Source organism: Sphingomonas sp. PP-F2F-A104-K0414, from assembly GCF_004340945.1.
Classification (GTDB): Bacteria; Pseudomonadota; Alphaproteobacteria; order Sphingomonadales; family Sphingomonadaceae; genus Sphingomonas.
Map to the genome: position 1 here is coordinate 760,931 of NZ_SLYD01000001.1, position 21,834 is coordinate 782,764.

The 21,834-nt window shown below is 66.0% G+C and carries 21 protein-coding genes and 1 tRNA gene; 15 read left to right on the plus strand and 7 right to left on the minus strand.

All coding sequences use genetic code 11. The annotated features are described in order from the left end of the window. Nucleotides 1–182 precede the first annotated feature (182 nt). Nucleotides 183–380 (minus strand): hypothetical protein, encoded by a 198-nt coding sequence (locus C8J46_RS20685; RefSeq protein ID WP_165886440.1) that lies wholly within the window; start codon nucleotides 378–380, stop codon nucleotides 183–185. A 373-nt stretch (nucleotides 381–753) separates the two neighbouring features. Here C8J46_RS20685 and C8J46_RS03340 point away from each other — a divergent pair, with 373 nt between their 5' ends. The 6 genes from C8J46_RS03340 to C8J46_RS03365 all read left to right on the plus strand — a co-directional run bounded on the left by C8J46_RS03340 (nucleotide 754) and on the right by C8J46_RS03365 (nucleotide 9,512). After that, complete coding sequence (locus C8J46_RS03340; protein ID WP_132734969.1) at nucleotides 754–1,215, plus strand: hypothetical protein; 462 nt, start codon at nucleotides 754–756, stop codon at nucleotides 1,213–1,215. 311 nt (nucleotides 1,216–1,526) lie between these two features. After that, complete coding sequence (locus tag C8J46_RS03345) at nucleotides 1,527–2,468, plus strand: hypothetical protein (protein WP_132734971.1); 942 nt, start codon at nucleotides 1,527–1,529, stop codon at nucleotides 2,466–2,468. Between the two features lie 11 nt (nucleotides 2,469–2,479). Beyond that, a complete protein-coding gene (locus C8J46_RS03350; protein WP_132734973.1) occupies nucleotides 2,480–2,953 on the plus strand; it encodes a DUF11 domain-containing protein in 474 nt (157 codons plus the stop codon). An 83-nt stretch (nucleotides 2,954–3,036) separates the two neighbouring features. Continuing rightward, on the plus strand, nucleotides 3,037–4,152 hold the full coding sequence (locus C8J46_RS03355; protein ID WP_243643194.1) for a hypothetical protein: 1,116 nt from the start codon (nucleotides 3,037–3,039) through the stop codon (nucleotides 4,150–4,152). Nucleotides 4,153–4,227: 75 nt separating this feature from the next. Continuing rightward, nucleotides 4,228–9,240, plus strand: a complete 5,013-nt coding sequence (locus C8J46_RS03360) for a DUF11 domain-containing protein (RefSeq protein WP_132734977.1) — start codon at nucleotides 4,228–4,230, stop codon at nucleotides 9,238–9,240. A gap of 17 nt (nucleotides 9,241–9,257) precedes the next feature. Next, nucleotides 9,258–9,512: a hypothetical protein gene (locus tag C8J46_RS03365; RefSeq protein ID WP_132734979.1), complete on the plus strand. Its 255-nt coding sequence runs from the start codon at nucleotides 9,258–9,260 to the stop codon at nucleotides 9,510–9,512. Between the two features lie 41 nt (nucleotides 9,513–9,553). Here the strand turns inward: C8J46_RS03365 and C8J46_RS20690 are convergent, their stop codons facing one another. Together C8J46_RS20690 and C8J46_RS03370 are read right to left on the minus strand one after the other, a co-directional pair. Next, nucleotides 9,554–9,706 carry a hypothetical protein gene (locus C8J46_RS20690; RefSeq protein WP_165886441.1) on the minus strand — a complete coding sequence of 51 codons (153 nt, stop codon included), beginning with the start codon at nucleotides 9,704–9,706 and terminating at the stop codon, nucleotides 9,554–9,556. A gap of 101 nt (nucleotides 9,707–9,807) precedes the next feature. Continuing rightward, a tRNA-Leu gene (locus C8J46_RS03370) sits at nucleotides 9,808–9,894 on the minus strand. A 112-nt stretch (nucleotides 9,895–10,006) separates the two neighbouring features. Here C8J46_RS03370 and C8J46_RS03375 point away from each other — a divergent pair. Then, complete coding sequence (locus C8J46_RS03375; protein ID WP_243643195.1) at nucleotides 10,007–11,368, plus strand: MATE family efflux transporter; 1,362 nt, start codon at nucleotides 10,007–10,009, stop codon at nucleotides 11,366–11,368. A gap of 63 nt (nucleotides 11,369–11,431) precedes the next feature. On the opposite strand, the gene C8J46_RS03380 is transcribed toward C8J46_RS03375, so the two are convergent. Further along, complete coding sequence (locus C8J46_RS03380) at nucleotides 11,432–12,226, minus strand: MJ0042-type zinc finger domain-containing protein (RefSeq protein ID WP_132734981.1); 795 nt, start codon at nucleotides 12,224–12,226, stop codon at nucleotides 11,432–11,434. Nucleotides 12,227–12,391: 165 nt separating this feature from the next. Between C8J46_RS03380 and ftsE the strand changes: the two genes are divergently transcribed. The 4 genes from ftsE to C8J46_RS03400 are packed head-to-tail and all read left to right on the plus strand — an operon-like array spanning nucleotide 12,392 to nucleotide 15,214. Continuing rightward, nucleotides 12,392–13,111, plus strand: a complete 720-nt coding sequence (gene ftsE, locus C8J46_RS03385; RefSeq protein ID WP_132734983.1) for a cell division ATP-binding protein FtsE — start codon at nucleotides 12,392–12,394, stop codon at nucleotides 13,109–13,111. Next, complete coding sequence (locus C8J46_RS03390; protein WP_132734985.1) at nucleotides 13,108–14,004, plus strand: permease; 897 nt, start codon at nucleotides 13,108–13,110, stop codon at nucleotides 14,002–14,004. Before ftsE ends, C8J46_RS03390 begins: the two co-directional genes overlap by 4 nt. Next, the gene (locus C8J46_RS03395) at nucleotides 14,001–14,537 is read left to right on the plus strand and encodes a YdcF family protein (protein WP_132734987.1); all 537 of its coding nucleotides are present in this window, start codon (nucleotides 14,001–14,003) and stop codon (nucleotides 14,535–14,537) included. The genes C8J46_RS03390 and C8J46_RS03395 overlap by 4 nt, the downstream gene beginning before the upstream one ends. Beyond that, nucleotides 14,534–15,214: a lysophospholipid acyltransferase family protein gene (locus C8J46_RS03400; RefSeq protein WP_132734989.1), complete on the plus strand. Its 681-nt coding sequence runs from the start codon at nucleotides 14,534–14,536 to the stop codon at nucleotides 15,212–15,214. The genes C8J46_RS03395 and C8J46_RS03400 overlap by 4 nt, the downstream gene beginning before the upstream one ends. Before the next feature lie 156 nt (nucleotides 15,215–15,370). On the opposite strand, the gene C8J46_RS03405 is transcribed toward C8J46_RS03400, so the two are convergent. Continuing rightward, a complete protein-coding gene (locus C8J46_RS03405) occupies nucleotides 15,371–16,279 on the minus strand; it encodes a prephenate/arogenate dehydrogenase family protein (RefSeq protein WP_132734991.1) in 909 nt (302 codons plus the stop codon). After that, nucleotides 16,279–17,376 (minus strand): histidinol-phosphate transaminase, encoded by a 1,098-nt coding sequence (hisC, locus tag C8J46_RS03410; RefSeq protein ID WP_132734993.1) that lies wholly within the window; start codon nucleotides 17,374–17,376, stop codon nucleotides 16,279–16,281. The genes C8J46_RS03405 and hisC overlap by 1 nt, the downstream gene beginning before the upstream one ends. 263 nt (nucleotides 17,377–17,639) lie before the next feature. Between hisC and C8J46_RS03415 the strand changes: the two genes are divergently transcribed. The 4 genes from C8J46_RS03415 (at nucleotide 17,640) to C8J46_RS03430 (ending at nucleotide 20,308) form a co-directional block, all read left to right on the plus strand. Next, nucleotides 17,640–18,791 (plus strand): homoserine O-acetyltransferase, encoded by a 1,152-nt coding sequence (locus C8J46_RS03415; RefSeq protein WP_132734995.1) that lies wholly within the window; start codon nucleotides 17,640–17,642, stop codon nucleotides 18,789–18,791. Further along, the gene (locus C8J46_RS03420; protein WP_132734997.1) at nucleotides 18,788–19,222 is read left to right on the plus strand and encodes a GNAT family N-acetyltransferase; all 435 of its coding nucleotides are present in this window, start codon (nucleotides 18,788–18,790) and stop codon (nucleotides 19,220–19,222) included. Before C8J46_RS03415 ends, C8J46_RS03420 begins: the two co-directional genes overlap by 4 nt. Further along, on the plus strand, nucleotides 19,219–19,818 hold the full coding sequence (metW, locus tag C8J46_RS03425) for a methionine biosynthesis protein MetW (protein WP_132734999.1): 600 nt from the start codon (nucleotides 19,219–19,221) through the stop codon (nucleotides 19,816–19,818). The genes C8J46_RS03420 and metW overlap by 4 nt, the downstream gene beginning before the upstream one ends. A gap of 103 nt (nucleotides 19,819–19,921) precedes the next feature. Further along, on the plus strand, nucleotides 19,922–20,308 hold the full coding sequence (locus C8J46_RS03430) for a response regulator (protein WP_132735001.1): 387 nt from the start codon (nucleotides 19,922–19,924) through the stop codon (nucleotides 20,306–20,308). Here the strand turns inward: C8J46_RS03430 and C8J46_RS03435 are convergent. Next, a complete protein-coding gene (locus tag C8J46_RS03435; RefSeq protein ID WP_132735003.1) occupies nucleotides 20,298–21,830 on the minus strand; it encodes a PAS domain-containing protein in 1,533 nt (510 codons plus the stop codon). The genes C8J46_RS03430 and C8J46_RS03435 overlap by 11 nt on opposite strands. Nucleotides 21,831–21,834 lie beyond the last annotated feature (4 nt).

The following is a 21,834-nucleotide window of genomic DNA, read 5'->3' on the forward strand; positions in this document are numbered from 1 at the left end:
ATCCACGTGCGAGGACACGCGGGTCGAACACTCAACGCACGGTCGACGAACATAGACGTCGCGGCGGCCGACAATCCGCATGCTTCCCCGAAAACAAGTCGCGTCGCAATCCGTCATGCTCACCTGAAAAGTCGTAAAACGGCGAATTGCCGCAGCCACCCCCGTCACGCGAGATCGCATGGTCAGTCGCAGCCGACGCTTTCAAGATGGTCGTGTCCGACCCCGTATTTTTCCTCGACCAGCGCCATCGCGAAACCAACATAGGCCGCGATTGCATGGTCCTCAGACGCTTCCAGCGCAGCGCACGCCTCTTGCAGTAGCGCATATATTCGAGTCGCGGCCATCGTTGGATCCCCTTGCAAGCTGATGTCCTCAAACACAGGTGGTTTCAGGCGTCCTATCGCGGTGGATCGAAAGTATACCATAGTATTGATGGCGGATAAGTGTGTGAATTGCGCCAAATCAATACAGATAAAACCACAATGGTTAGTTAGATTCAATCTATTGCACCCACAATGGCGCGCATGTCCCGGTCAAATATGAAAATATCCCTTCAATGTGTAGGGTTGTACCGGAAACAGTCCATTTTTGCATGGAAACTGCCGATAATCCTGTCATGTTGACGTGGAGTTTGCGCTGACAATGATCCCGCGGTGCTACCCGCTGAAAAGGACGGCAAAGGCGGTGCGACCCGTCCGATGTACCGGATCAATGGGTCGATTACCTCGTTGAAGACGGACAAGGGAGTGTTTGGTGAAGAACGAGTCGGTAGTTGATTTGATCAAGGATCTGACCGCCAAGCTTTCGGCGGTCGCTGAAGAATTCAACGGCCGCGTTGCCCATGCTGCGGATCCGGAACCGGTCGGTGCCGAGCCCAGTGAGACGGAACTCGTAGCGCACGCCGAGGCGGTGCTTGCCGATCGACGGCTGCGACGTCGTTTCCTACCCCCCGAGCTATTTCACGAGCCAGCCTGGGATATGTTGCTCGCCCTGTTCGTATCGCGGGATGAACGCCAGCCGATGAACATCAAGGCGCTGGTCAGCATGTCCGATGCGCCGGTTACCACGTCCCAGCGCTGGATCGAACATCTGCACAAGCTGAAGCTCATCGATCGGGTAATCGACCCTACAGATCGGCGACGTGTCGAAATTTCGCTGAGCCATAGTGGCGACCAGGCGATGCGCGGTTATCTTCGCGCGCTGCGTCGCCGTTGATCCGGGCATTTTGATAGGCCTATTTCGACTTTATATCGGAATAGGGACAAAAACGTAGCAGATCGGGTCGATTGATCCTGACTGATTTATCATAACCGATTTAGTCGCAAATATGTCAAGTTTGCTCATAAAACATACCGTTACGATTTCGTAGCATTTGATTAAGGCCAAGTGCTCGATCTGTTCCCCATCAAAGGGTGGGGAACACATTGCGCGCAGGCGTCATCTTAAAGATACGGGCTGATACAAGTCGGACCCGTGCGAGCGTTGCTGCGCTCTTCGCGATCGTCACGATCGCGGCCGGCCTCGCTATGGCTGCCGCCCCGTCCGCCGCACGTGCGGAAAGCTTAGCGGGCACCGTGATCTTCAACACCGCTAATCTTCGGTACGACATGGACGGTGGCACCCGGTCCGTCACCTCGAACACGGTCACGCTGATCGTCGCCGAACGGCTCGACACCCGCCTGGTGCGCGAAGGGCAGGGCGTGATCACGGTTGCGCCGCCGCCCGCACTGCCCACGATCATCCCGTTCGTCCTGACCAATGCCGACAATGGGACCGAATCGTTCGTGCTGGCGACCAGCATCTCGTCCCCAGCGATGACGTTGCGCACGCTGGCGATCGATGCCGATGGCAACGGACGCTATGATCCTGCCATCGACCTCCCACCGGTCGACGCGACGGTACCGGCGCTTGCGCCGGGCCAGTCGATCACGGTGTTCGCGGTCCTGGTCGGGACCGCGGAACAGTCCGTCGCCGATGCCACACTGACCATGACCGCGCGGGCGCTGACCGGGTCGGGTGTGCCAGGAAGTGGCTATGCCGGTCGCGGCGACGGTGGCGGCGACGCGGTCGTCGGGCCGACCGGTGCCACTGCCAGCGTGGTCGTCCCACTGGCCAGCGCACGTGCCGGTCCTGCGTTGATCAAGAGCCAGTCGGTGCGCGCCGCCGATGGATCGCAGAACGCGGTTCGCGATTCGGTCATCACCTATACGCTCGAGGCGCGCTTCACCGATGCCGTCACCGGCGCGCGGATCGCCGATCCAATCCCGGCGGGCACGGTTTTCGTCCCCGGCAGCCTGACGCTCGATGGCGCGCTGCTGAGCGACGCCGCGGACGGCGACGCAGGCCGCTTCGATGCGACCGGCGGCGCACCGGCTGGTGGCGCACAAGGTCCGGGCATCGCCGTCGCGCTCGGGCAGGTCGCCGCGGCGTCCGTCCACACCGTCCAGTTCAAAGCCAAGATTCAATGAGGAGCATAGTCATGATCACGCGTCCGATGATTGCCGCCGTCCTGGCGGCCACTGCTGCCGTCGCCTCCGCGGCCGCAGGGCCGTTGCAGGTCACCAGCAGTATCCTGGTCGAAAGCCGCGCCGCAGCCGCCGACGGCACCACGCGGATCGCGCTGGTGAAACCGTCGAAGGTGACGCCGGGCGACAAGGTCATCTTCGTACTCGCCTATCGCAACACCGGTACGCAGCCACTGAGCAACGTGGTGCTCGACAATCCGTTGCCGCGGCAGATCGCCTATCGCTCGGCCAATCCCGGCTCGCCGGCACCCGACGTGTCGGTCGACGGCAAGACTTTCGGTTCGCTCGCCACGCTGCGCGTCCGCAGCCTCGACGGCAGCACGCGCCCGGCGAGCCCCAACGATGTCACCAGCGTCCGGTGGCGCCTCGCAAGCCCGTTAGCGGCCGGTTCGCAAGGTCAGTTCGCGTTCCAGGCCGTCCTGAAATGAGTGCGCCTCCGTCGACCCAGCTCTCGCAATCTACACAGAAGGAATAATTCGGAATGTACGCAAAAGGGGTAATTCGCACGCTGATGGCCGGAACGGCTGCGGTCGTGTCGCTTGGTATCGCGACCAATACAGCCAGTGCGCAGGCACCGGGGCCCGCCGGCACTGCCGCCGGCACGTCGGTCACCAACACTGCGCAGGCCAGCTACTCGGTCAACGGCGTCCAGCAGTCGGCGACGTCGAACACGACGAGCTTCGTGGTCGATCGCAAGGTCAACCTGACCGTGATCGCGAACCAGCCGAACAACACACAGGTGGCGATCGGCCAGACCGCGGCGGTTACGACGTTCAAGGTCACCAACAACACCAACGGCACGCAGGATTTCCTGTTGTCGTCGAGCCAGACGCCGATCACGAACCTGTTCACCGGCGACAATTTCGACGTGACCAATATCCACATCTACGTCGATTCGAACGGCAACGGCACCTATGACGCCGGGACCGATACCGTGACCTACATCAACGAGCTCGGTGCCGATCAGTCGGCGGTCGTCTTCATCGTCGCCGACATTCCCAACAACCAGGCTAACGCGCTTGCCGGCATCACGCTGATCGCACAGGTCGCGGCGGGTGGTGATGCAGCCGCGCAGGGCTTGCCGCTGGCGGCCAGCGTCGCCCCGAACGACGATGCTGTCGTCGATGTGGTCTTTGCCGACAACGACTCCGATGGCCTCGGCGGCGACGTTGCGCTGAACGGGCAGGGCCGCGCGTCGCTCGGCTACGAGATCACCACGCGCAATGTCGCTTTGAGCGTCGCCAAGTCGCAACTGGTGCTGAACGATCCGGTCAACCTTGCCCTTTCGCCAAAAGCTATCCCGGGCGCGGTCGTGCAATATTGCCTGATCGTCAACAACGGCACGGTCGGCACGCCGGCGTCCAACGTCGTGCTCACCGACGTCATCCCGGCCAACACCACCTATGTCACCAACTCGCTCGCGATCGGCGCGATCGCGCTCGGGAATACATGCCTGCTGACGGGGATCGTCGGCGGCGTCCCGTTGGCGGACGACGGATCGGTGACCGTGCCGGTGCTCAACTATACCGGCTCGTTCAACACGAACACGAAGACGGTGAATGCGACGATCCCGGTCCTGCTCGGCGGGACATCGGTCGCAGCGACGTTCCGCGTGACGATCAACTAAACCCATACCCTCGCACCCGAAAGGACCGACCGATCCCGGCGCGCGTGAAGGACGCGTGCCGGGAGCGGACCCTTGATGCCCAGCTTCCGCCGCCTCTTGCGCCTGTGCGCCCTATTCCTGACGCTGATCGGGCTTGTCATCGGTATCCTGCCGGCGAGCGCCCAGACGCGTATCCAGAATACCGCGACGCTGTCGTTCGACGATGCGGCCAGCGACTCCGGCGTGCGTGCGATCCCGTCCAATACGGTCGCGCTCGACGTGAACCGCGCCAAGCGTCCGACGACGCTTACCTTTCACCTGCCGCCGCCGAATTACGAGCTGACCGGCGCCAAGTGCCAGACCGCGCCATCGCTCCTGTTCACGCCGTCGCCGATCGACGCTGCGACCTACGCCGCATCACCCTGGGTCGCCGCGGTCGACATCTACGCGGACATGATCCTCGTGCTCGACAACCAGGCCGGCAACCACGATCCCGATCTGCGCGAGACGTCGGTCATCGATGTCGACGTCGGCACGATCCACACGACGCTGACCTTGACCGAAACCGCCGTCGACAGCGGGATCTTCGCCGGCGGCATCCCCGCCAGCGCGACCGGCAAGCATCCCGAACTCGCCGCATGCGACATTCGCAACCAGCGCGGCGCGACGATCAAGCTCAGCTTTTCCGAAGACGGCTACAGCCTCGCTTCAATGGCGTCGCTGCTGATCGACCCGGCCGGCTACACCTTCGATTCGCGGACCGGCGCGCTGATCGACGGCACGACCGTGTCGCTGGTCGACGAGACAGGCCAGCCCGCGACCGTGTTCGGGGACGACGGCGTCAGCCGCTATCCTTCCACCGTCGTCACCGGCGAAGCGGTCACCGACGCCGGCGGCCGCGTCTATCCTGGCGAGACCGGGCGCTATCGTTTCCCGCTGACGGCGCCGGGGCGCTATTTCATCAAGGTCGCGCCACCCGGTACCTATACCGCGCCCTCCACCGTCGACCGCGCCACGCTGGCCGCGCTCAAGGACCCGCAGGGCAGGCCGTTCATTCTCAACGACACGAGTTTCGGCGGCTCGCTGACGCTGTCGACACCCGAGCCGTTCTCCGCTGACATTCCGCTCGACAGCCCCGGCGCGGGCACGCTGCTGCTGACCAAAGTCGCCTCGGTGCGTGAGGCGTCGCCGGGCGATTTCGTCCAGTATCTGCTGCGGATCACCAACCGCGACTCTGTCCCGGCCCGCGGGCTCCATGTCGCCGACACGCTGCCCCGCGGTCTGCGCTACGAACGTAATTCCGCGCGCGGCGGGGACGAGCCGACCGTGTCGAGCGATGGCCGCAACCTCGATTTCGTCATCCCGGTGCTCGCCGCCGGTGCCTCGACCGAGCTGAAATACGTCGTCAGCATCGCACCGGGCGCCCCGACCGGCGAAGCGCTCAATCGTGCGCGCGTCGCCGGGCAGGGTACCATTACCAGCAACGAAGCCGCGGCGTCCGTGCGTCTACGCCCGCTGCTGTTCACCGACGCGATGACGATCATCGGCCGCGTCACCGAGGGGAATTGCGGCGATCCCGTCGACAAGCGCAAGGGCGTGCCCGGAATCCGCCTGCTGATGGAGGACGGCACGTTCGTCGCCACCGACCGCGACGGGCTGTACCATTTCGAGGGCGTCCGCGCTGGGCGTCACGTCGTCCAGATCGACACGTCGAGCATCCCCGCGACGCACGTGCCGGTCGCCTGCGATATCGACACACGCCAAGCGAACAGCCCGATCTCGCGCTTCGTCGAGGGCGATGGCGGGTTGCTGAAGCGCGTCGACTTCCAGCTGAAGCCGACCGGCAAGGCCAAGGCGGCGGATGCCGGGCTTCCCGTCGCGGTCCCGGATGCCGCCATCGCCGCGGGGAGCCGCGATTGGCTGACGGGTGAACAGGCGGCCGGCATCGACTGGCTGTTCCCGACCGCCGACCACAACCCACGCGCGCCGATCATCCGTGCGGTCATCAAGCACATGCCCGGCCAGCGCGTCGCGCTCACGATCAACGGCAAGCAGGTCGAGCCCCTCGCGTTCGACGGTACCGACACACGCGATGGCACCGATATCGCGGTGTCGCGCTGGACGGGTATCCCGTTGATCGACGGCGACAATCGCCTCGATGCCCGCATTCTTGCCGCCGACGGCAGCGTCGTGAAGACCCTCCAGCGCGTCGTGTATTATTCCGGCCCCGGCGTCCGCGCGGTATTCGACGCGGCCAGCAGCCGGCTCGTCGCCGATGGCCTGACCCGCCCGCTGATCGCGATCCGCGTCACCGACAAGACCGGTCGCCCGGTTCGCGCCGGCACGCTCGTCCCGTTCACCGTCGACCAGCCCTATACCGCCGCAGTCGAGGCCGAGCTCGAACAGGGGCGTCAGCTTGCCGGCCGCGAACGCTCGTCCACCACTGCGCAGGTGGTCGGTGACGACGGGTTAGCCTTCATCGCCCTCCAGCCGACCACGCAGGCCGGCGCGGTTCACGTCGTCGTCTCGCTGACCGAGGATAAGGTCGTCCACGCCAACGAGGTTCGCGCCTGGCTCGCAGCGTCCGCCAAGGACTGGGTCGTGGTCGGGTTCGGCGCGGGCTCGCTTGGCTACGACATGCTCAGCAAGCGCCAATCGGGCCTGCCGCGGTCGCAGCGTAACAGCGTCGTCACCGACGGCCAGCTCGCTTTCTACGCCAAGGGTCGCGTCAAGGGCTCATGGCTGGCGACGATCGCCTATGACAGCGATCGCAAATACGATCCCGACCGCGGTTTGCTCGGCACGATCGATCCCGACCGCTATTACACCGTCTATGGCGACGGTTCGCGTCAGGGCTATGATGCGGCAACCCGGCGGAAGCTGTACCTGCGGCTCGAGCGTCGCGAATTCTATGCGCTGTTCGGCGATTTCGAGACCGGCTTCACCGACGCGCAGCTGACCCGCTACAGCCGTACGCTCAACGGCGTGAAGGCGGCGTACGAGGGCAAGCGGGTGCGCGCGACCGGGTTCGCGGCGAACACCGACACGCTGTATTCGCGCGATGAGATCCAGGGCAACGGCCTGAGCGGACCATACCGGCTGTCGGGGCGCAACATCGTCCCGAATAGCGACAAATTGCGGCTCGAGACGCGCGACCGCTTCCGCTCCGAGCTGATCGTCTCGAGCACCGAACTGACCCGCCACATCGACTACGACATCGACACGTCGATGGGCACGGTCCGCTTCCGCCAGCCGATCCTCAGCCGCGACGGCAATTTGAATCCGATCTTCATCGTCGCGGATTATGAGGTCGAGGGAGGCAAGTCGTCGAAGCTCGCCGCTGCCGGGCGCGTCGCGACCAAGCTGGCCGATGGCCGGGTCGAGGTCGGCGTCGCGGTCATCCGCGACGAGACCGTTGGCAAGGCCACCGTGCTCGGCGCCGATATCAAGGCGCGCGTGACCGCCACCACCGAACTGCGCGGCGAGATCGCCAAGGGTGGGCGGCAGGGGCTGGGGCAGGGGCTCGCCTATCTCGCCGAGGTCGATCATCATGGGACGAAGCTCGACCTGCTCGCTTATGCACGTCAGCAGGATACCGCGTTCGGCGTTGGCCAGCAGAACCTTGTCGAAGCGGGTACGCGCAAATTCGGGCTCGATGGTCGTCTGCGGCTGACCGACCGCATCAGCCTGACGGGGGTCGCCTGGCACCAGCAGCAGCTCGACAGCGCGGGGACGCGGACCGCCGCGGACGTCCGCCTCGAATATCGCCGCAACACGGGCACGATCTTCGTCGGCGGCCAGTATGCGGCGGATCGCGGCGTCGACGGCAAAGACCGCGACAGCCGGTTGCTCACGCTCGGCGGCAGCCAGGCGCTGTTCGGCGACAAGCTGACGGTGACCGGGCAGACGCAGTTTGCACCCGGCGGCGACAGCGACAGCATCGACTTCCCGGTGCGCCACCAGATTCAGCTCGCCTACCGGATCAAGCCCGGCATCCGCCTGATCGGCGGGTATGAGATCGCCAATGGCGACGGCTATGTCGCGCATACCAAGCAGTTCGGCGTCGACGTCGCGCCCTGGACCGGCGCCAAGCTGATGAGCACGCTCAACCAGCAGGCGATCGGCGAAAACGGTGCGCGGACCTATGCGCAATATGGGCTCAGCCAATCGGTGCCGCTCGGCAAGCACTGGACGGTCGACGGCACGCTCGATGCCAGCAACACGCTGAACGGCAAGATTCCCGACGGTGCGGTGGTCAACGCGTTCCAGCCGGTCACCTCGGGCGGCTATGTCGGGCAGGACCAGACCAACGGCGATTACGCCGCGATGACGCTGGGGGCGACCTATCGCCACGCACGCTGGTCGGTGAACGGGCGGCTCGAATACCGCAATGCCGACAGCGGCGATCGCTGGGGGATCACCACCAACTTCCTGCGCACGCTGGGGCAGGGCAAGACGCTCGCGTCGAGCATCAAGGCGTACACGATCACCGACAAGAGCGGCGCGGTCGCGACCTATGCCACCGCCGATCTGGCGCTTGCGTTCCGCCCGCTCGACAGCCGCTGGTCGGTGCTCGAACGGCTCGAGCTGCGGCATGAGAGCGCGGATGCGGGGTTCACCGACTCCAATGCCCTCGGCGTACCCGCCTATGGCGGCGGCGATCAGGTCACGTCGCGGATCATCAACAACCTCGCGGTGAACTATCGCACCGGTCCGGAAGGGCTCGGCCACGGGACCGAGGCGACGCTGTATTACGGCGCGAAATACGTCGCGGGGCGGTTCGCCGACGACACCTATGACGGGTATATCGACGTCACCGGGTTCGAGCTGCGCCAGGATGTCGGCACGCGGTTCGATATCGGCGTGAGCGGATCGGCGCAGCATGCCTGGTCGCGCGGCGCCTGGTCGTGGAGCGGCGGGCCGTCGGTCGGCGTGTCGCCTGCGCAGAACACGTGGATCACCGCAGGCTATAACGTGTCGGGCTACCGCGACCGCGATTTCGAGGACGACCGCTACACGCGGCAGGGGCCGTACGTGACGATGCGGCTGAAATTCGACCAAGCGACGATCGGTGGCGCAACGCGCGCGCTGTTCGGCGGGCGGGGATAATACAGGGAGAAAGACCTATGCCGATGCCGATTCAGCCCACCCCCATGCCGCTGCCGCGCGACTTTACCGATCATGGTCCGTGCGTCGAGGATCTCGCACGAGCATTCGCGATGCAGGACGCAGCGACGAGTGAGGCGTTGATCGAGACGCTGGCGACGCAGGCGATTCGCCAATGGCGGCTAGACGATGCGACGTTCTGGCAGCGGGTGAAATTTCAGGCGCGGATGATCCGCGCGAAGCAGGGGTCGTGGAGTTCGGACGAGCGGCACTAACCGTCTCCTCTCCCGCTTGCGGGGAGGGGAATGTTGCCCGCCTATTTCTCGTCGGTGGTCAACTTCACCTTGTTGGGCAGCTTCTTTCCCTTGGTCCGGCGCGAGGGCAGCTGGACCGGGTTCTTCTTTTTCCACTGCGCGAATGTCATCGGGCCTTCGGGCGTGTCGATGATCGTGTCGTCGATCGAACTCATGCAAATTGCTCCACGCGGGCCCAAATCTCTTCAACCAAAGCCAACGCACAAGCGCAGCAAGGGGGACCCTCGAAGGGGGTATTTACTCTCGTCAGAAAAAATGGTGCGGCCAAGAAGACTCGAACTTCCACGGGCTTTCGCCCACAACGACCTCAACGTTGCGCGTCTACCAGTTCCGCCATGGCCGCCCATGAAACATCACCGGGCGGACCCGGCATCTGGTAGGCGAGCGCCACTAGCAAGGGTTTGAACGCTACGCAACGGCCTTTGCGAAAAACCGTTCGTTCGGTACCGCAAACGATGCCCCGCTTCCTTTTTTCAACCGATACCAGAGCCGAAACGCGGCGCGTGCTCGCGCTCGCGTGGCCGGTGATGCTGACCAGCCTCAATTGGACGATCCTGCACGTCACAGACGTGATCGTCGTCGGGCTGGTCGGCGCGCACGAGGTGGCGGCGCTCGGCGCGAGCCGCTCGCTGACGTTCATCGCGATCGTCACCGGGCTTGCGTGGTTGTCGGGCGTCCTCGTCCATACCGCACGTGCCGATGGGGCGGGGGATCTGCCGCGTACCGGGCAGGTGCTCCGCGAAGGGCTGGTGTTGGGGTTACTGCTCGGGCTCGTCGTAGGAGTCGTCATGTTCGTCTTCGCGGACGCGATGCTCGCCGGGATCGGTGTCGCGCCTGCGCTGGTCGAGCCGGCCGGGCGGGTCGTGCGGGTGATGGCGTTCACCTATCCGCCGCAATTGATGATCGTCGCCGCCAGCTTCTTCCTGGAGGGCGTCAGCCGGCCGCGCCGTGTCGCGGTCGTGAATTTATCGATCCTGCCGCTCAACGCTGTGCTCGCCTGGGCGATGTCGGGCGGCCATCTCGGGCTGCCGGCGACGGGCGCAGTCGGGGCGGCGACGGCCACCGCGATCGCGTCGGGTCTTGGCGCGGTCGGCATGATTACTGCGGCACTGACCCTGCCGCGCGCCAAGGAGCGTGGAGTCCGGCGAATCGACCTCGCGGCATGGCGCGGAGTGCCGGCCGGAATCGCCGCACTCGCGGTGTTCGGAATCGTCCCCGCCGTCGCGTCCGGGCTCGAACTTGCCGGCTTCTCGATCCTGATCGCGCTGTCGACGCAGTTCGGCGACGATGTCGCGCATGCGTTCCAGATCGTGTTCTCGGTCCACAACGTCACGTTCGGGTTGGCGCTCGGCCTCGGCTCCGCCTGCGGTGTCCGCGTCGGCAATGCAGTCGGTGAGGGCGATCCCAAAGCGGGCATCTCCCGCGCGCTGATCGCGACCGGGCTGTCGATGCTCGCGCTCGGTCTGTGCGGCATCGTCCTGATCGTTGCGCGCGGGCCGATCGTCGCGGCGTTTCCGGCCGACCTCGCCACGCATACTGTCGCGCTGGCGATGCTACCGGTCTGGGCGCCGTTCATCCTGTTCGACGGTGCGCAAGTGGTGCTGGTCTACGCGCTCCGCTCGCTCGGCGATCAGGTCGTCGCGGGCGTGAACAGCATCGTCGCGTATTTCGTCGTCACCGGCGGCGCGGGCTGGTGGATGGTGTACGCTGGTGTCGGCCCGATGGCGCTGGTCTACGCCTCTGGCCTTGGCATGCTGACTGCCGCGATCCTGCACGGCGGCCGCTTCTGGATCGTCAGCCGACGATTGCGGCGCTGACTCGATCTTCCCCTGACGGGGAGGGCTGACGTGACCCTCCCCTGACGGGGGAGGATCGCAAAGCTAGCGCGTCGCCTCACCCGCAAAGCTCAGTTCGAGCCGCTTCGAGTTGGGCGGCACGTTCAGCGTCGCCGAGTTGAAATCGACGGCACCGCCCGGTGCCAGCGTCCGCTGCTGCGGCGTGATCGTCCAGCTATACACCAGCCGTCCCTGCGCATCGCGGAGTTCGGCGCGGATGTCGGGGACGCGCTGGCGCTGGTCCGATGGATTGGTCACCTGGCCGCTGACCGCGAACAGCTCAGAGCCGTTCTCCAGTTCGCGCCGCTCGATCGGATTGTCGCGCAGTCGCAGCGGCGTCTCCGCACTGCCGAGCCCGAACCCTAGTTTGGCCACCACGCCTGGCGCGCCGAGATAAACGATCGATCCGACCGCGATCAGCATCAACAGCCCGGCCAGGACCGCGGCAACGGTCCACCACCGTGCCGTATTGCGCCGAGGTTTCAGCGGCGGCGTATACGGGGGCTGCTCAACGACCGACGTGTAATCCGGGACTATGAATTCGGGAGGCGCAAAGGCTGGTTCCGGCGCGATCTGGGTCTGGGTCGGGGCCGGGGGCGCAGCGGCAAACGGTGTGAACCCCTCGACCGGGTCCGGCGTCCGCATCAGCGGCGCGAGCGGCGGCGGCACGGGCGCGAGCGGCGTCGCGGCCGGGATTTCCAGCGCATCCTCGATCACCTGTGCGGGCGCCTGGAACCAGCTATGTCGACAATTGGCGCAGCGCACGGTGCGTCCCTCGCCGCCGATCGCGCTGTCGGGGACCAGATAGCGCGTGCTGCACTCGGGACATTGGAGGATCATGGAGACGCTTCACCAGCGGCCGCCGGAGCGCGACCGTATCTTGTGCCGAATAAGCACGCTGCCCGTATCGGTGGCAAGCTTGAAGCGGCGCGCGCTTTCATGCGAAAGCGCCGATACGGGCATTTGCACGGACATCAAGCGGGCGAGAGCGGGCGCAACCACGTCATGGCGAATATCGTCCAATTCGAAAATGTCGGGCTGCGATACGGCTTGGGTCCGGACGCAGGTCCCGAGACGTTGTCCGACCTCAGCTTCACGCTGCGCAGTGGTGCATTTTATTTCCTCACCGGCGCGAGTGGTGCCGGCAAGACTTCGTTGCTGAAGCTGCTGTATCTCGCGCAACGTCCGACGCGCGGCGTGATCCGGCTGTTCGGCGAGGATGCGGTGGTGTTGTCGCGCGATCGGCTGCCTGGGTTCCGGCGGCGGATCGGCGTGGTGTTCCAGGATTTCCGGCTGGTTCCGCACCTGTCGACCTGGGACAATATCGCGTTGCCTTTGCGCGTGGCGGGGATGCCCGAGGCGGATATCGAGCAACCGGTGCGCGAGATGCTCACCTGGGTAGGACTCGGCGACCGCGCAGATGCACGACCGGCGACATTGTCGGGCGGCGAGCAACAGCGTGTCGCGATCGCGCGCGCGGTGATTGCGCGCCCCGAGATCCTGGTTGCGGACGAACCGACGGGCAACGTCGATCCCGACATGGCCGAGCGACTGCTGCATTTGTTCGAATCGCTCAACAAGCTGGGGACGACGGTCGTCGTCGCGACGCATGACTTCCATCTGCTGGGGCGGATACCGGGCGCGCAGATGATGCGGCTCGATCGTGGGCGGTTGCTCGATCCGACGGGCGCGCTCCGCTATCCGCCGACGCGGCCCGATTCATGAGTCGCGCGACCAAAGCGCGGTCCTCGGCAGAGCGCCGCGTGCTCGACGAAGCGGGCGGCCTGCGTGCGATGACGTGGGTGATGGCGATCATGCTGTTCCTGACGATGCTCGCCGCCGCACTTGGCCTCGCGACTGCGGGTGCGGCGCGGTTGCTCGATCGGCAGTTGGCGGGGCGGTTGACGGTGCAGATCGTCGATGGCGATCCGGTGCGGCGTGACGTTGCCGCTGCCCGTGTCCTTGCTGCCTTGCGGGCGATGCCGGCGGTGGCGACGGCGACGCCGGTCGATCGCGCGGAGCTGACACGGTTGCTGCAGCCCTGGCTTGGCTCCGACGGCGCCGATCCGCAATTGCCCGTGCCGGCGATGATCGACGTCGACGTCGCCGATCATGACGAGGCAGCCGCGTTGCGCGTTGCGGCTAACGTTCGGCGTCTGAATTCAAGTGTCCGCGTCGACCGGCACGAAAGCTGGATGTCGCCGGTCAACGACGTGATGCGCACGTTGACGTTCCTCGCGCTGGCGCTGGTTCTGCTGATGGCGAGCGCGACCGCCGCGGTGGTGGTGCTCGCCGCCCGTGCGGGGCTCCAGACGCATCGCGCCACGATCGCGGTGATGCACATGCTCGGCTCGACCGATCTTCAGGTCGCGCGGCTGTTCCAGCGGCGGATCGCACTCGATGCGACGATCGGCGGCGTGGGTGGTGGTGTCGCGGCGTTGCTGATCGTCACGTTCATCGGCATCCGGTTCCACGGGCTCGGTTCGGACCTGCTCGGCGGGGTGACGCTTGGCGGGGTCGACTGGGTGGTGCTCGCGCTGTTGCCCGTCGCGTTCGTCGTTCTCGCCACGCTCGCCGCGCGTGTCACGATCGTCCGCGCGCTGAGGCATATCCTGTGATCGTCCGGCTGTTCGGCATCATGGCGCTCGCCTGGGCGTTCGGCTTTGCGCTGTTCATGCTGATGCTGCCCAAGCCGCTGAACGGGTTCACCTCGGATGCGATCGTCGTGCCAACCGGCGGAGCAGGGCGGATCGACCGCGGCATCGCGTTGCTCCGCGATCACCAGGCGAAGCGGATGCTGGTGACGGGCGTCGCGCCGGGGGTGCGACCGATCGATCTCGCGCTCGAATACCGGACGTCGCCCGCGCTGTTCGCGTGCTGCATCGATCTCGGGGCCGACGCGGTCGATACGCGGTCGAATGCCGAGGAGACCGCGCAGTGGGTGCGCGTGCACAAATACCGGTCGGTGCGGCTGGTGACGTCGGACTGGCATGTGGCGCGGGCGCGGATGGAGCTGTCGGCGGCGCTCGACAAGAATGTCGTGATTCTCGGCGATGGCGTGCCGGGGACGCCGCGGCTCGGGACCTTGGTCAACGAATACAACAAGTTGATCCTTCGCCGGATCGCGTTGTGGATTGGATTTGGCGGATGATTTGGTTGCGCAACTGGGCGTTCATGCTCGTTTTCTATACGATCTCGGTGCCGATCGTGGTGACCGTGCCGATCTCGGCGCTGTTCGGATCGCGCGCGGTGATCGTGCATTCGACGATCTGGACGCGCTTCCATCGCTGGTGCGCGCGAGTGATTCTCGGCGTGCATATCCGGATCGAGGGCACGCGGCCGACCGAACCGGCATTCTATGCGTGCAAGCATCAGGCGATGTTCGAGACGCTCGAATTGCAGGCGCTGCTCGACGGCCCTGCGATCGTGCTGAAGCGCGAACTGGCGGATATCCCGGCCTGGGGTTGGGCGGCGCGGCGCTACGGCGCGATCGTGGTCGACCGCGAGGCGTCGGCGACGGCGTTGCGCAGCATGATGCGCGAGGCGACCGCGGCGAAGGCGACCGGGCGCTCGATCCTGATCTTTCCGGAGGGGACGCGGGTATTGCCGGGCGAGCATCCGCCATTGAAGCCGGGGTTTGCCGGGCTGTACCGTGCGTTGAAGATGCCGACGGTGCCGATCGCGTGCGACAGTGGGCTGGTGTGGCCGAAAAAGGGGCCGAAGCTGCCGGGGGTGATCACGTTCCGGTTTGGCAAGGTGGTGCCGCCGGGTCTGCCGCGCGAGGAGGCGGAGGAGCGGGTTCACGCGGCGATGAACGCGCTGGATTAGGTCGGGGAGGCGACCCCCACCAGTTCACCACCCCGGCGGAGGCCGGGGCCCAATTGGGGGACCTCTTTGACGTGCGTTGTGCGTCGTTACTCCGGCCTCACCAATTGGGCCCCGGCCTCCGCCGGGGTGGTAAAGTTCGGGGAAGCAAGCGCCTCTTCAGCCGTGCGTGCGGCCGAAATCCTGCACGTCGTCGTCCTGACCCTGTTCGACGATGCTCCGCCGGATCGCCCGGGTCCGCGTGAACAGGTCGAACAGCGCGTCGCCGTCACCCCAGCGGATCGCGCGCTGGAGATGGCTCAGATCCTCCGAGAAGCGTTGCAACATCTCCAGCACCGCCTCGCGGTTGTTGAGGAAGATGTCGCGCCACATCGTCGGGTCCGACGCCGCGATCCGCGTGAAGTCGCGGAAGCCGCCAGCGGAATATTTGATGACCTCGGACTGTGTCACTTCCTCGAGATCGCCAGCAGTGCCGACGATCGTATAGGCGATCAGATGCGGCAGATGGCTGGTGACGGCGAGGACGCGGTCGTGATGCTCGGGCGCCATCGTCTCGACCTGCGCGCCAAGCCGCCGCCAGAACTCCGACACGCGCTCGACCGCGACCGGGTCGGCGCCTTCGGGGGGCGTGACGATGCACCAACGGTGGCGGAACAGCGTCGCGAAACCGGCTTCGGGGCCTGAGCGCTCGGTGCCGGCCACCGGGTGCGCGGGGACGATGGTCGCGTTTGGCAGCGCCTCGGTAAGCGCGCGAACGATCTCGGCCTTGCAGCTGCCGACGTCGCTGACGACCGCGTCGGCGGGAAGTTCGGCCGCGAACTCGTGGGCGACATCGCCCATGATTCCGACGGGGACGCACAGGATCACGAGGTCGGCGTCGATCACTGCCGCCCCCGCCGAGTCCGCAACGTCGTCGCAGAACTGCAACCGGTCGGCCGCCTCGCGCACGTTCGCGTCGGCGTCGTAGCCGGTGACGCGCACCGTCGGCATCGTCGCCTGGATTGCGCGCGCCACCGACGAGCCGATCAGTCCCAGCCCGATGATCGTGACGCGCGCGAACGGGAGCATCAGGCGTTTTCGACCAGGTTGCGCAGCGCCGCGGTGACGCCGCGCGTTTCCTCCTCGGTACCGATCGTAATGCGCAGTGCGTTGGGCAGGCCCTGGCCCGGCAGCCAGCGGACGATGTAGCCCGCGTCCATCAGGCCATGATAGGCGGCGTCGGCGGTCAGCTTGCCCTCGAACAGTACCAGCACGAAGTTCGCCTTCGACGGCACCGTACGCAAACCGGCGTTGCCCATCTGCCCGATCTGCTCGACGAACCAGCTCCGCCACGTGTCGTTATGCGCGCGCGTCGCGTCGACGAACGCGGTGTCGCCGATCGCGGCGACCGCGGCCGCTTGCCCCGCGGTGGTGACGTTGAACGGTGCGCGGATGCGGTGCATCGCGTCGATGATCGGCGCGCAGGCATAGCCCCAGCCGATCCGCTCGGCGGCCAGCCCGTGGATCTTCGAGAAGGTCCGCGTGACCAGCACGTTCGCCTCGGTCATCGCGAGTGCCAAACCCGCATCGTCCTCCTCGGGCGACAGATATTCGGCATAGGCCTGGTCGAGTACGAGCAGCACCGACTTCGGGAGCCCTGCATGCAGCCGCGCGATTTCCGCCCGCGGCGTGAACGTGCCGGTCGGGTTGTTCGGGTTCGCGACGAACACCACGCGGGTGCGCTCGGTGACCGCGGCAAGGATCGCGTCGACGTCGGTCGCATAGTCGCGGTCGTCGACGATGACGGGTTCCGCCCCCACCCGGCGCGTCGCGATCTCGTACACCGCGAAGCCGTAGCGGACGTGGATGATCTCGTCGCCGGGGCCCGCATAGGCGCCCGCGACCAGATGCAGGATCTCGTCGGAACCGGTACCGTAGATCACACGTGCTGGATCTAGATCGTAATGCGCCGCCAGTGCCTCGCGCAGCGCGGTCGCGCCGGCGTCGGGATAGCGCTCCAGCGTCCGGTCGGCGGCATCGAACGCGGCCTTCGCGGCGGGGCTGGTGCCGAGCGGGTTTTCGTTCGACGACAGCTTGATCACCGTGCGGCCATCGTCGGTCGTCGAGCGACCGGGCGTGTACGGCGCGATCCCCATGATCCAGGGCTTCGGCGCGGGTGCGGGCATGATGTTTGTCATGGTCGCGGGACATAGCGGGCACGGTGCCGCGGTGGCAATGTTTGTGCGTGGGCGGGCGTGTCGATCACGGCACTTCACGATCCTCCCCCGCCAGGGGGAGGTGGCGCGAAGCGACGGAGGGGGAGGGCGACGCAACAGCTGTGTTCCTGTCCTCCCCCTCCGTCTGGCAAGGGCCAGCCACCTCCCCCTTACGGGGGAGGATTGAGGACGCAGCGCTGGCATGTTCGCGGCCGCTTATGGTAGCGCGCGGCATGCTCGACACGCCTGCCATCGACCCCAGCATCGGCCACGACACCGACCAGCGCTTCGGCCTTGCGCGGCGCGTCACGTTGCCGGGGCCGCTGCGGCTCGACGGCGGCGTGCTGCTGTCGCCGGTCGATATCGCCTACGAGACCTACGGCACGCTCAACGCCGATGCGTCGAACGCGGTCCTGATCTGTCACGCTTTGACCGGCGACCAGCACGTTGCGTCGAACCACCCGCGCACCGGCAAACCCGGCTGGTGGACGCGGATGGTCGGCGAGGGGAAGCCGATCGACCCTGCGCGGCACTTCGTCGTCTGCGCCAACGTGCTGGGCAGCTGCATGGGCTCGTCAGGTCCGGCGACGATCAACCCGGCGACCGGGCGGCCCTGGGCGATGAGTTTTCCGGTCATCACGATTCGCGACATGGTACGCGCGCAGGCGATGCTGCTCGACCATCTCGGCATCGGCGTGCTCCACGCGGTGGTCGGCGGATCGATGGGTGGGATGCAGGCGCTGAGCTGGCCCGCGACCTTCCCCAACCGCGTGAAGGCGTGCGTCGTGATCGCCTCGACCGCACGGCATACCGCGCAGAACATCGCGTTTCACGAGGTCGGCCGGCAGGCGGTGATGGCCGATCCGAACTGGCGCGGGGGCGAGTATCACGACGACGACGCGCCGACCGCCGGGCTCGCGGTGGCGCGGATGGCAGCGCACATCACCTATCTGTCCGAAGCCGGGCTGACCGAGAAATTCGGGCGTCGGCTGCAAGCACGCGATGCGAAATCATTCGGGTTCGACGCGGATTTTCAGGTCGAGAGCTATCTGCGGCACCAGGGCCTCGCCTTCACTGACCGGTTCGACGCGAACTCGTATCTCTACATCACGCGGGCGATGGATTATTTCGATCTCGCTGAGGAGCATGGCGGGATGCTCGCCAACGCGTTCCGCGCGACCAAGGCGCGGTTCTGCCTCGTCAGTTTTGACACCGACTGGCTCTACCCGACCGCCGAATCCCGCGCGATCGTCCAAGCCTTGAACGCTGCGGGCGCGCCGGTGAGCTTCGTCGAGCTGTCGAGTCCCTACGGCCATGATGCGTTCCTGCTGGAGGCCCCCGATCTCAACCGGGTCGTCGACGGCTTCTTGAGGGCGGGGCGATGACGATCCTCCTTTCGGACGACGTGGACAAGCTGCAGATCGACCGCATCCATGGCTGGCTGGCGAGCAGCTATTGGTCGCCGGGGATCGAGCGGTCGCTGGTCGAACGCGCGATCGCGGGGTCGCATTGCCTCGGTGCGTATCAGGGCGAAACGCAAGTCGGGTTCGCTCGGATGATCACCGATCACGCGACATTCGCGTGGCTCGCCGACGTTTGGGTCGAGGAGTCCGTGCGCGGGCAGGGGTTGGGGCGGCGGATGGTCAGCTGGTTCCTTGATCACCCCTCGTTCGCAGGACTGCGGAGGATTGGCCTCGTCACTGCCGACGCGCACGGCGTCTATGCGGGGCTCGGCTTCCACCCGCTGGTCCGCGCCGATCGCTACATGGAACGGCTCGCCCCTGGCCTCGCCGAGCAGCTACGGACCGCACCATGACGCCCCCCGAGACATTGCGGACCGATCTTGCCGTCATCGCCGAGAACGTCGCACAGGGCAGCCGGGTGCTCGACATCGGTTGCGGCGATGGCGCGTTAATGGCCGCATTGCGCGACACGCGGGATGTCGATGCACGTGGGCTGGAGATCGATGCGCACAACGTAGCGTCGGCGGTCGCCCGCGGGCTGTCGGTGATCCAGGGCGACGCGGATATCGACCTTGCCGGCTATCCCGACGCCAGCTTCGATTACGCGATCCTCAGCCAGACGTTGCAGACTGCACGCGCGCCCGATCTCGTGCTCGATCACCTGCTGCGGATCGGCCGGCGCGCGTTCGTGAGCTTCCCCAATTTCGCGCATTGGCGTGTGCGGCTGTCGCTGCTGTGGGGCGGACGGATGCCGGTGACGCGGCAATTGCCCGAGAGCTGGTACGACACGCCGAACATCCACCACGTCACGATCGACGACTTCCGCGCCTTCGTGAAAGCACGCGGGATCATCGTCGAGGATGCGTGGTTTCTGTCTGGCGACAAGCGCACCGGCGCGGGGGGTGCCAACCTGCTCGCCGAGCACGCGGTGTTCCTGCTGCGACGGTAATCGATTGCAGGAATTTGCGGGAATCAGGCCATATCGGGACAAGCGGTTGATCTAAATCACCGATTTGGCGGAACCGATCAGCGGGCGACTGGTTACTTCGCCGATGACCAAGACCGCCCTCATTGTCGAAGACGAAATCTTCGTCGCGCTCGACCTCGAGAGAATCCTCATGGATGCCGGCTACGGCGTCGCGGGGATCGCGGCCGACCGCGACAGCGCGATCGCGGCGGCACCGGGATGCAACTTCGCGTTCGTAGACATCAACCTGCGCGACGGACCGACCGGGCCGGAAATTGCCAGGCGGATGGCGCAGGACTACGGCGTCAAGGTCGTGTTCGTGACCGCCAATCCTGCGCAGATCGGCGATGCGGAGTGCCTTGGGTATATCCGCAAGCCGTTCAGTGATGCCGCGATCCTGGCGGCTGCGGCGCTGGCCTGCAACGACGATCCGATCGGCCATGACGACGTCATTCGCGTGGTCAGCGGCTGAACGCAGCCTTCGGGATCGTCAGGTCGACGATCAGGCCATCGTCGTTCCAAGTCCGGTTCACGCTGCCGCCTAACTGACGCACGGCGCTCATCTCGATCAACTGCGTACCGAAACCCGCTGGCGTCGTAGGCTTGGCGACTGACGGGCCACCCTGTTCGCACCAGTTCAAGCTCACCGTGTCGTCGTTCGCCGTGACGGCGATCCGAACCGTGCCGAGTTCGGTCGCAAGCGCGCCGTACTTCGTCGCGTTGGTGGCAAGCTCGTGGAAGAGCAAGGCGAGCGGCGTGGCCGAGCGATCGTCGATCTGAACGTCGTCGCCGGTGACGCTGAGACGTGCGCCGTCGATCCGCTGATACGGCTCGAACAGTTCCCGCAACAGGCCGTGCAGGCTGTTCTGCGCAGCAGCCGGACGCGAGTTGGCGCTGTGCGGGCGGACGAAGTCGTGCGCGCGGCCAAGCGCGTTGATCCGGTGGCGCAAGTCCGTCGCGATGCCCGCGAACTCCGGCTTGCCCCGCGCGGAAAACGCGATCAGCCCGGCGATCACCGCGAAGATGTTCTTGATCCGGTGGCTCAGCTCCTGGCTGATGATCTCGCGCTCTTCAAAAGCGAGCTTCTGTTCGTGGATATCGGTGCACGTCCCGAACCAGCGCTGGATCGCGCCGTTTTCGTCGCGCACCGGCAGCGCACGGCCGAGCACCCAGCGATACGTGCCGTCGAAATGCCGGAGCCGGTATTCGATATTGTACGGCTCGCCGGTGTCGAGCGACTGGCGCCAGACGGCCCAGGCGCGGTCCTGATCGTCGGGGTGGAACATGTCGTTCCAGCCTTCGCCGTCGGTCGTCCCGACGGGCGTGCCGGTAAATTCGTACCAGCGCGCGTTGAAATAATCGTGGAAGCCGTCGGGGAGCGTCGACCACACCATCTGCGGCATGGTGTCGGCGAGTGTCCGGAACCGCAGGTCGCTCGCCTCGAGCGTCCGCCGCGCCTCGGCTTCGGCAAACGCCTGTTCGCGCGCGGTACGGCGGTCATCGAGCCGCCCCATCGCCGCCTTGGCGAGCAGGGTCAGGCCGTCGCGCTGGAACCGGGTTAGCCCCTCGCGCGGATCGGGCGCCAGCACGCACAGCGCACCGAGTGGTACGCCTTCGCTCGAGACCAGCGGCGCACCGGCATAGAAACGCACATAGGGTTCGCCCGTCACCAGCGCATTGTCGGTAAAGCACGGGTCCGTGCGCGCGTCGGCCACCTCCATGACTTCGTGATGGTGCATCGCGTGCGCACAAAACGACATGCTGCGCGGCGTCTGTTCGAGATCGGTGCCGGTGCGCGAGAGGAACCGCTGATATTCCTCCTCGACCAGGCTCAGCAACGCGACCGGTGCGTCGCACAATTCGGCCGCGAACGACACGATGTCGTCCAGCTGGCCTTTCGCGCGCGCACCGGCAACGTCGTAGGCCGAGATCACGCGGGAGCGCTCGGCCTCGTCGAACGTGGCGGTCGTAGGAACGGAATACAGCGTCGTCATTGAA

Coding starts and splice junctions, on each gene's coding strand:
- C8J46_RS03345 (WP_132734971.1), top strand. CDS start 1,527: ATGGCTGCCGCCCCGTCCGCCGCACGTGCGGAAAGCTTAGCGGGCACC.
- C8J46_RS03350 (WP_132734973.1), top strand. CDS start 2,480: ATGATCACGCGTCCGATGATTGCCGCCGTCCTGGCGGCCACTGCTGCC.
- C8J46_RS03355 (WP_243643194.1), top strand. CDS start 3,037: ATGGCCGGAACGGCTGCGGTCGTGTCGCTTGGTATCGCGACCAATACA.
- C8J46_RS03360 (WP_132734977.1), top strand. CDS start 4,228: ATGCCCAGCTTCCGCCGCCTCTTGCGCCTGTGCGCCCTATTCCTGACG.
- C8J46_RS03365 (WP_132734979.1), top strand. CDS start 9,258: ATGCCGATGCCGATTCAGCCCACCCCCATGCCGCTGCCGCGCGACTTT.
- C8J46_RS20690 (WP_165886441.1), bottom strand. CDS start 9,706: ATGAGTTCGATCGACGACACGATCATCGACACGCCCGAAGGCCCGATG.
- C8J46_RS03375 (WP_243643195.1), top strand. CDS start 10,007: ATGCCCCGCTTCCTTTTTTCAACCGATACCAGAGCCGAAACGCGGCGC.
- C8J46_RS03380 (WP_132734981.1), bottom strand. CDS start 12,226: ATGATCCTCCAATGTCCCGAGTGCAGCACGCGCTATCTGGTCCCCGAC.
- ftsE (WP_132734983.1), top strand. CDS start 12,392: ATGGCGAATATCGTCCAATTCGAAAATGTCGGGCTGCGATACGGCTTG.
- C8J46_RS03390 (WP_132734985.1), top strand. CDS start 13,108: ATGAGTCGCGCGACCAAAGCGCGGTCCTCGGCAGAGCGCCGCGTGCTC.
- C8J46_RS03400 (WP_132734989.1), top strand. CDS start 14,534: ATGATTTGGTTGCGCAACTGGGCGTTCATGCTCGTTTTCTATACGATC.
- C8J46_RS03405 (WP_132734991.1), bottom strand. CDS start 16,279: ATGCTCCCGTTCGCGCGCGTCACGATCATCGGGCTGGGACTGATCGGC.
- hisC (WP_132734993.1), bottom strand. CDS start 17,376: ATGCCCGCACCCGCGCCGAAGCCCTGGATCATGGGGATCGCGCCGTAC.
- C8J46_RS03415 (WP_132734995.1), top strand. CDS start 17,640: ATGCTCGACACGCCTGCCATCGACCCCAGCATCGGCCACGACACCGAC.
- C8J46_RS03420 (WP_132734997.1), top strand. CDS start 18,788: ATGACGATCCTCCTTTCGGACGACGTGGACAAGCTGCAGATCGACCGC.
- metW (WP_132734999.1), top strand. CDS start 19,219: ATGACGCCCCCCGAGACATTGCGGACCGATCTTGCCGTCATCGCCGAG.
- C8J46_RS03430 (WP_132735001.1), top strand. CDS start 19,922: ATGACCAAGACCGCCCTCATTGTCGAAGACGAAATCTTCGTCGCGCTC.
- C8J46_RS03435 (WP_132735003.1), bottom strand. CDS start 21,830: ATGACGACGCTGTATTCCGTTCCTACGACCGCCACGTTCGACGAGGCC.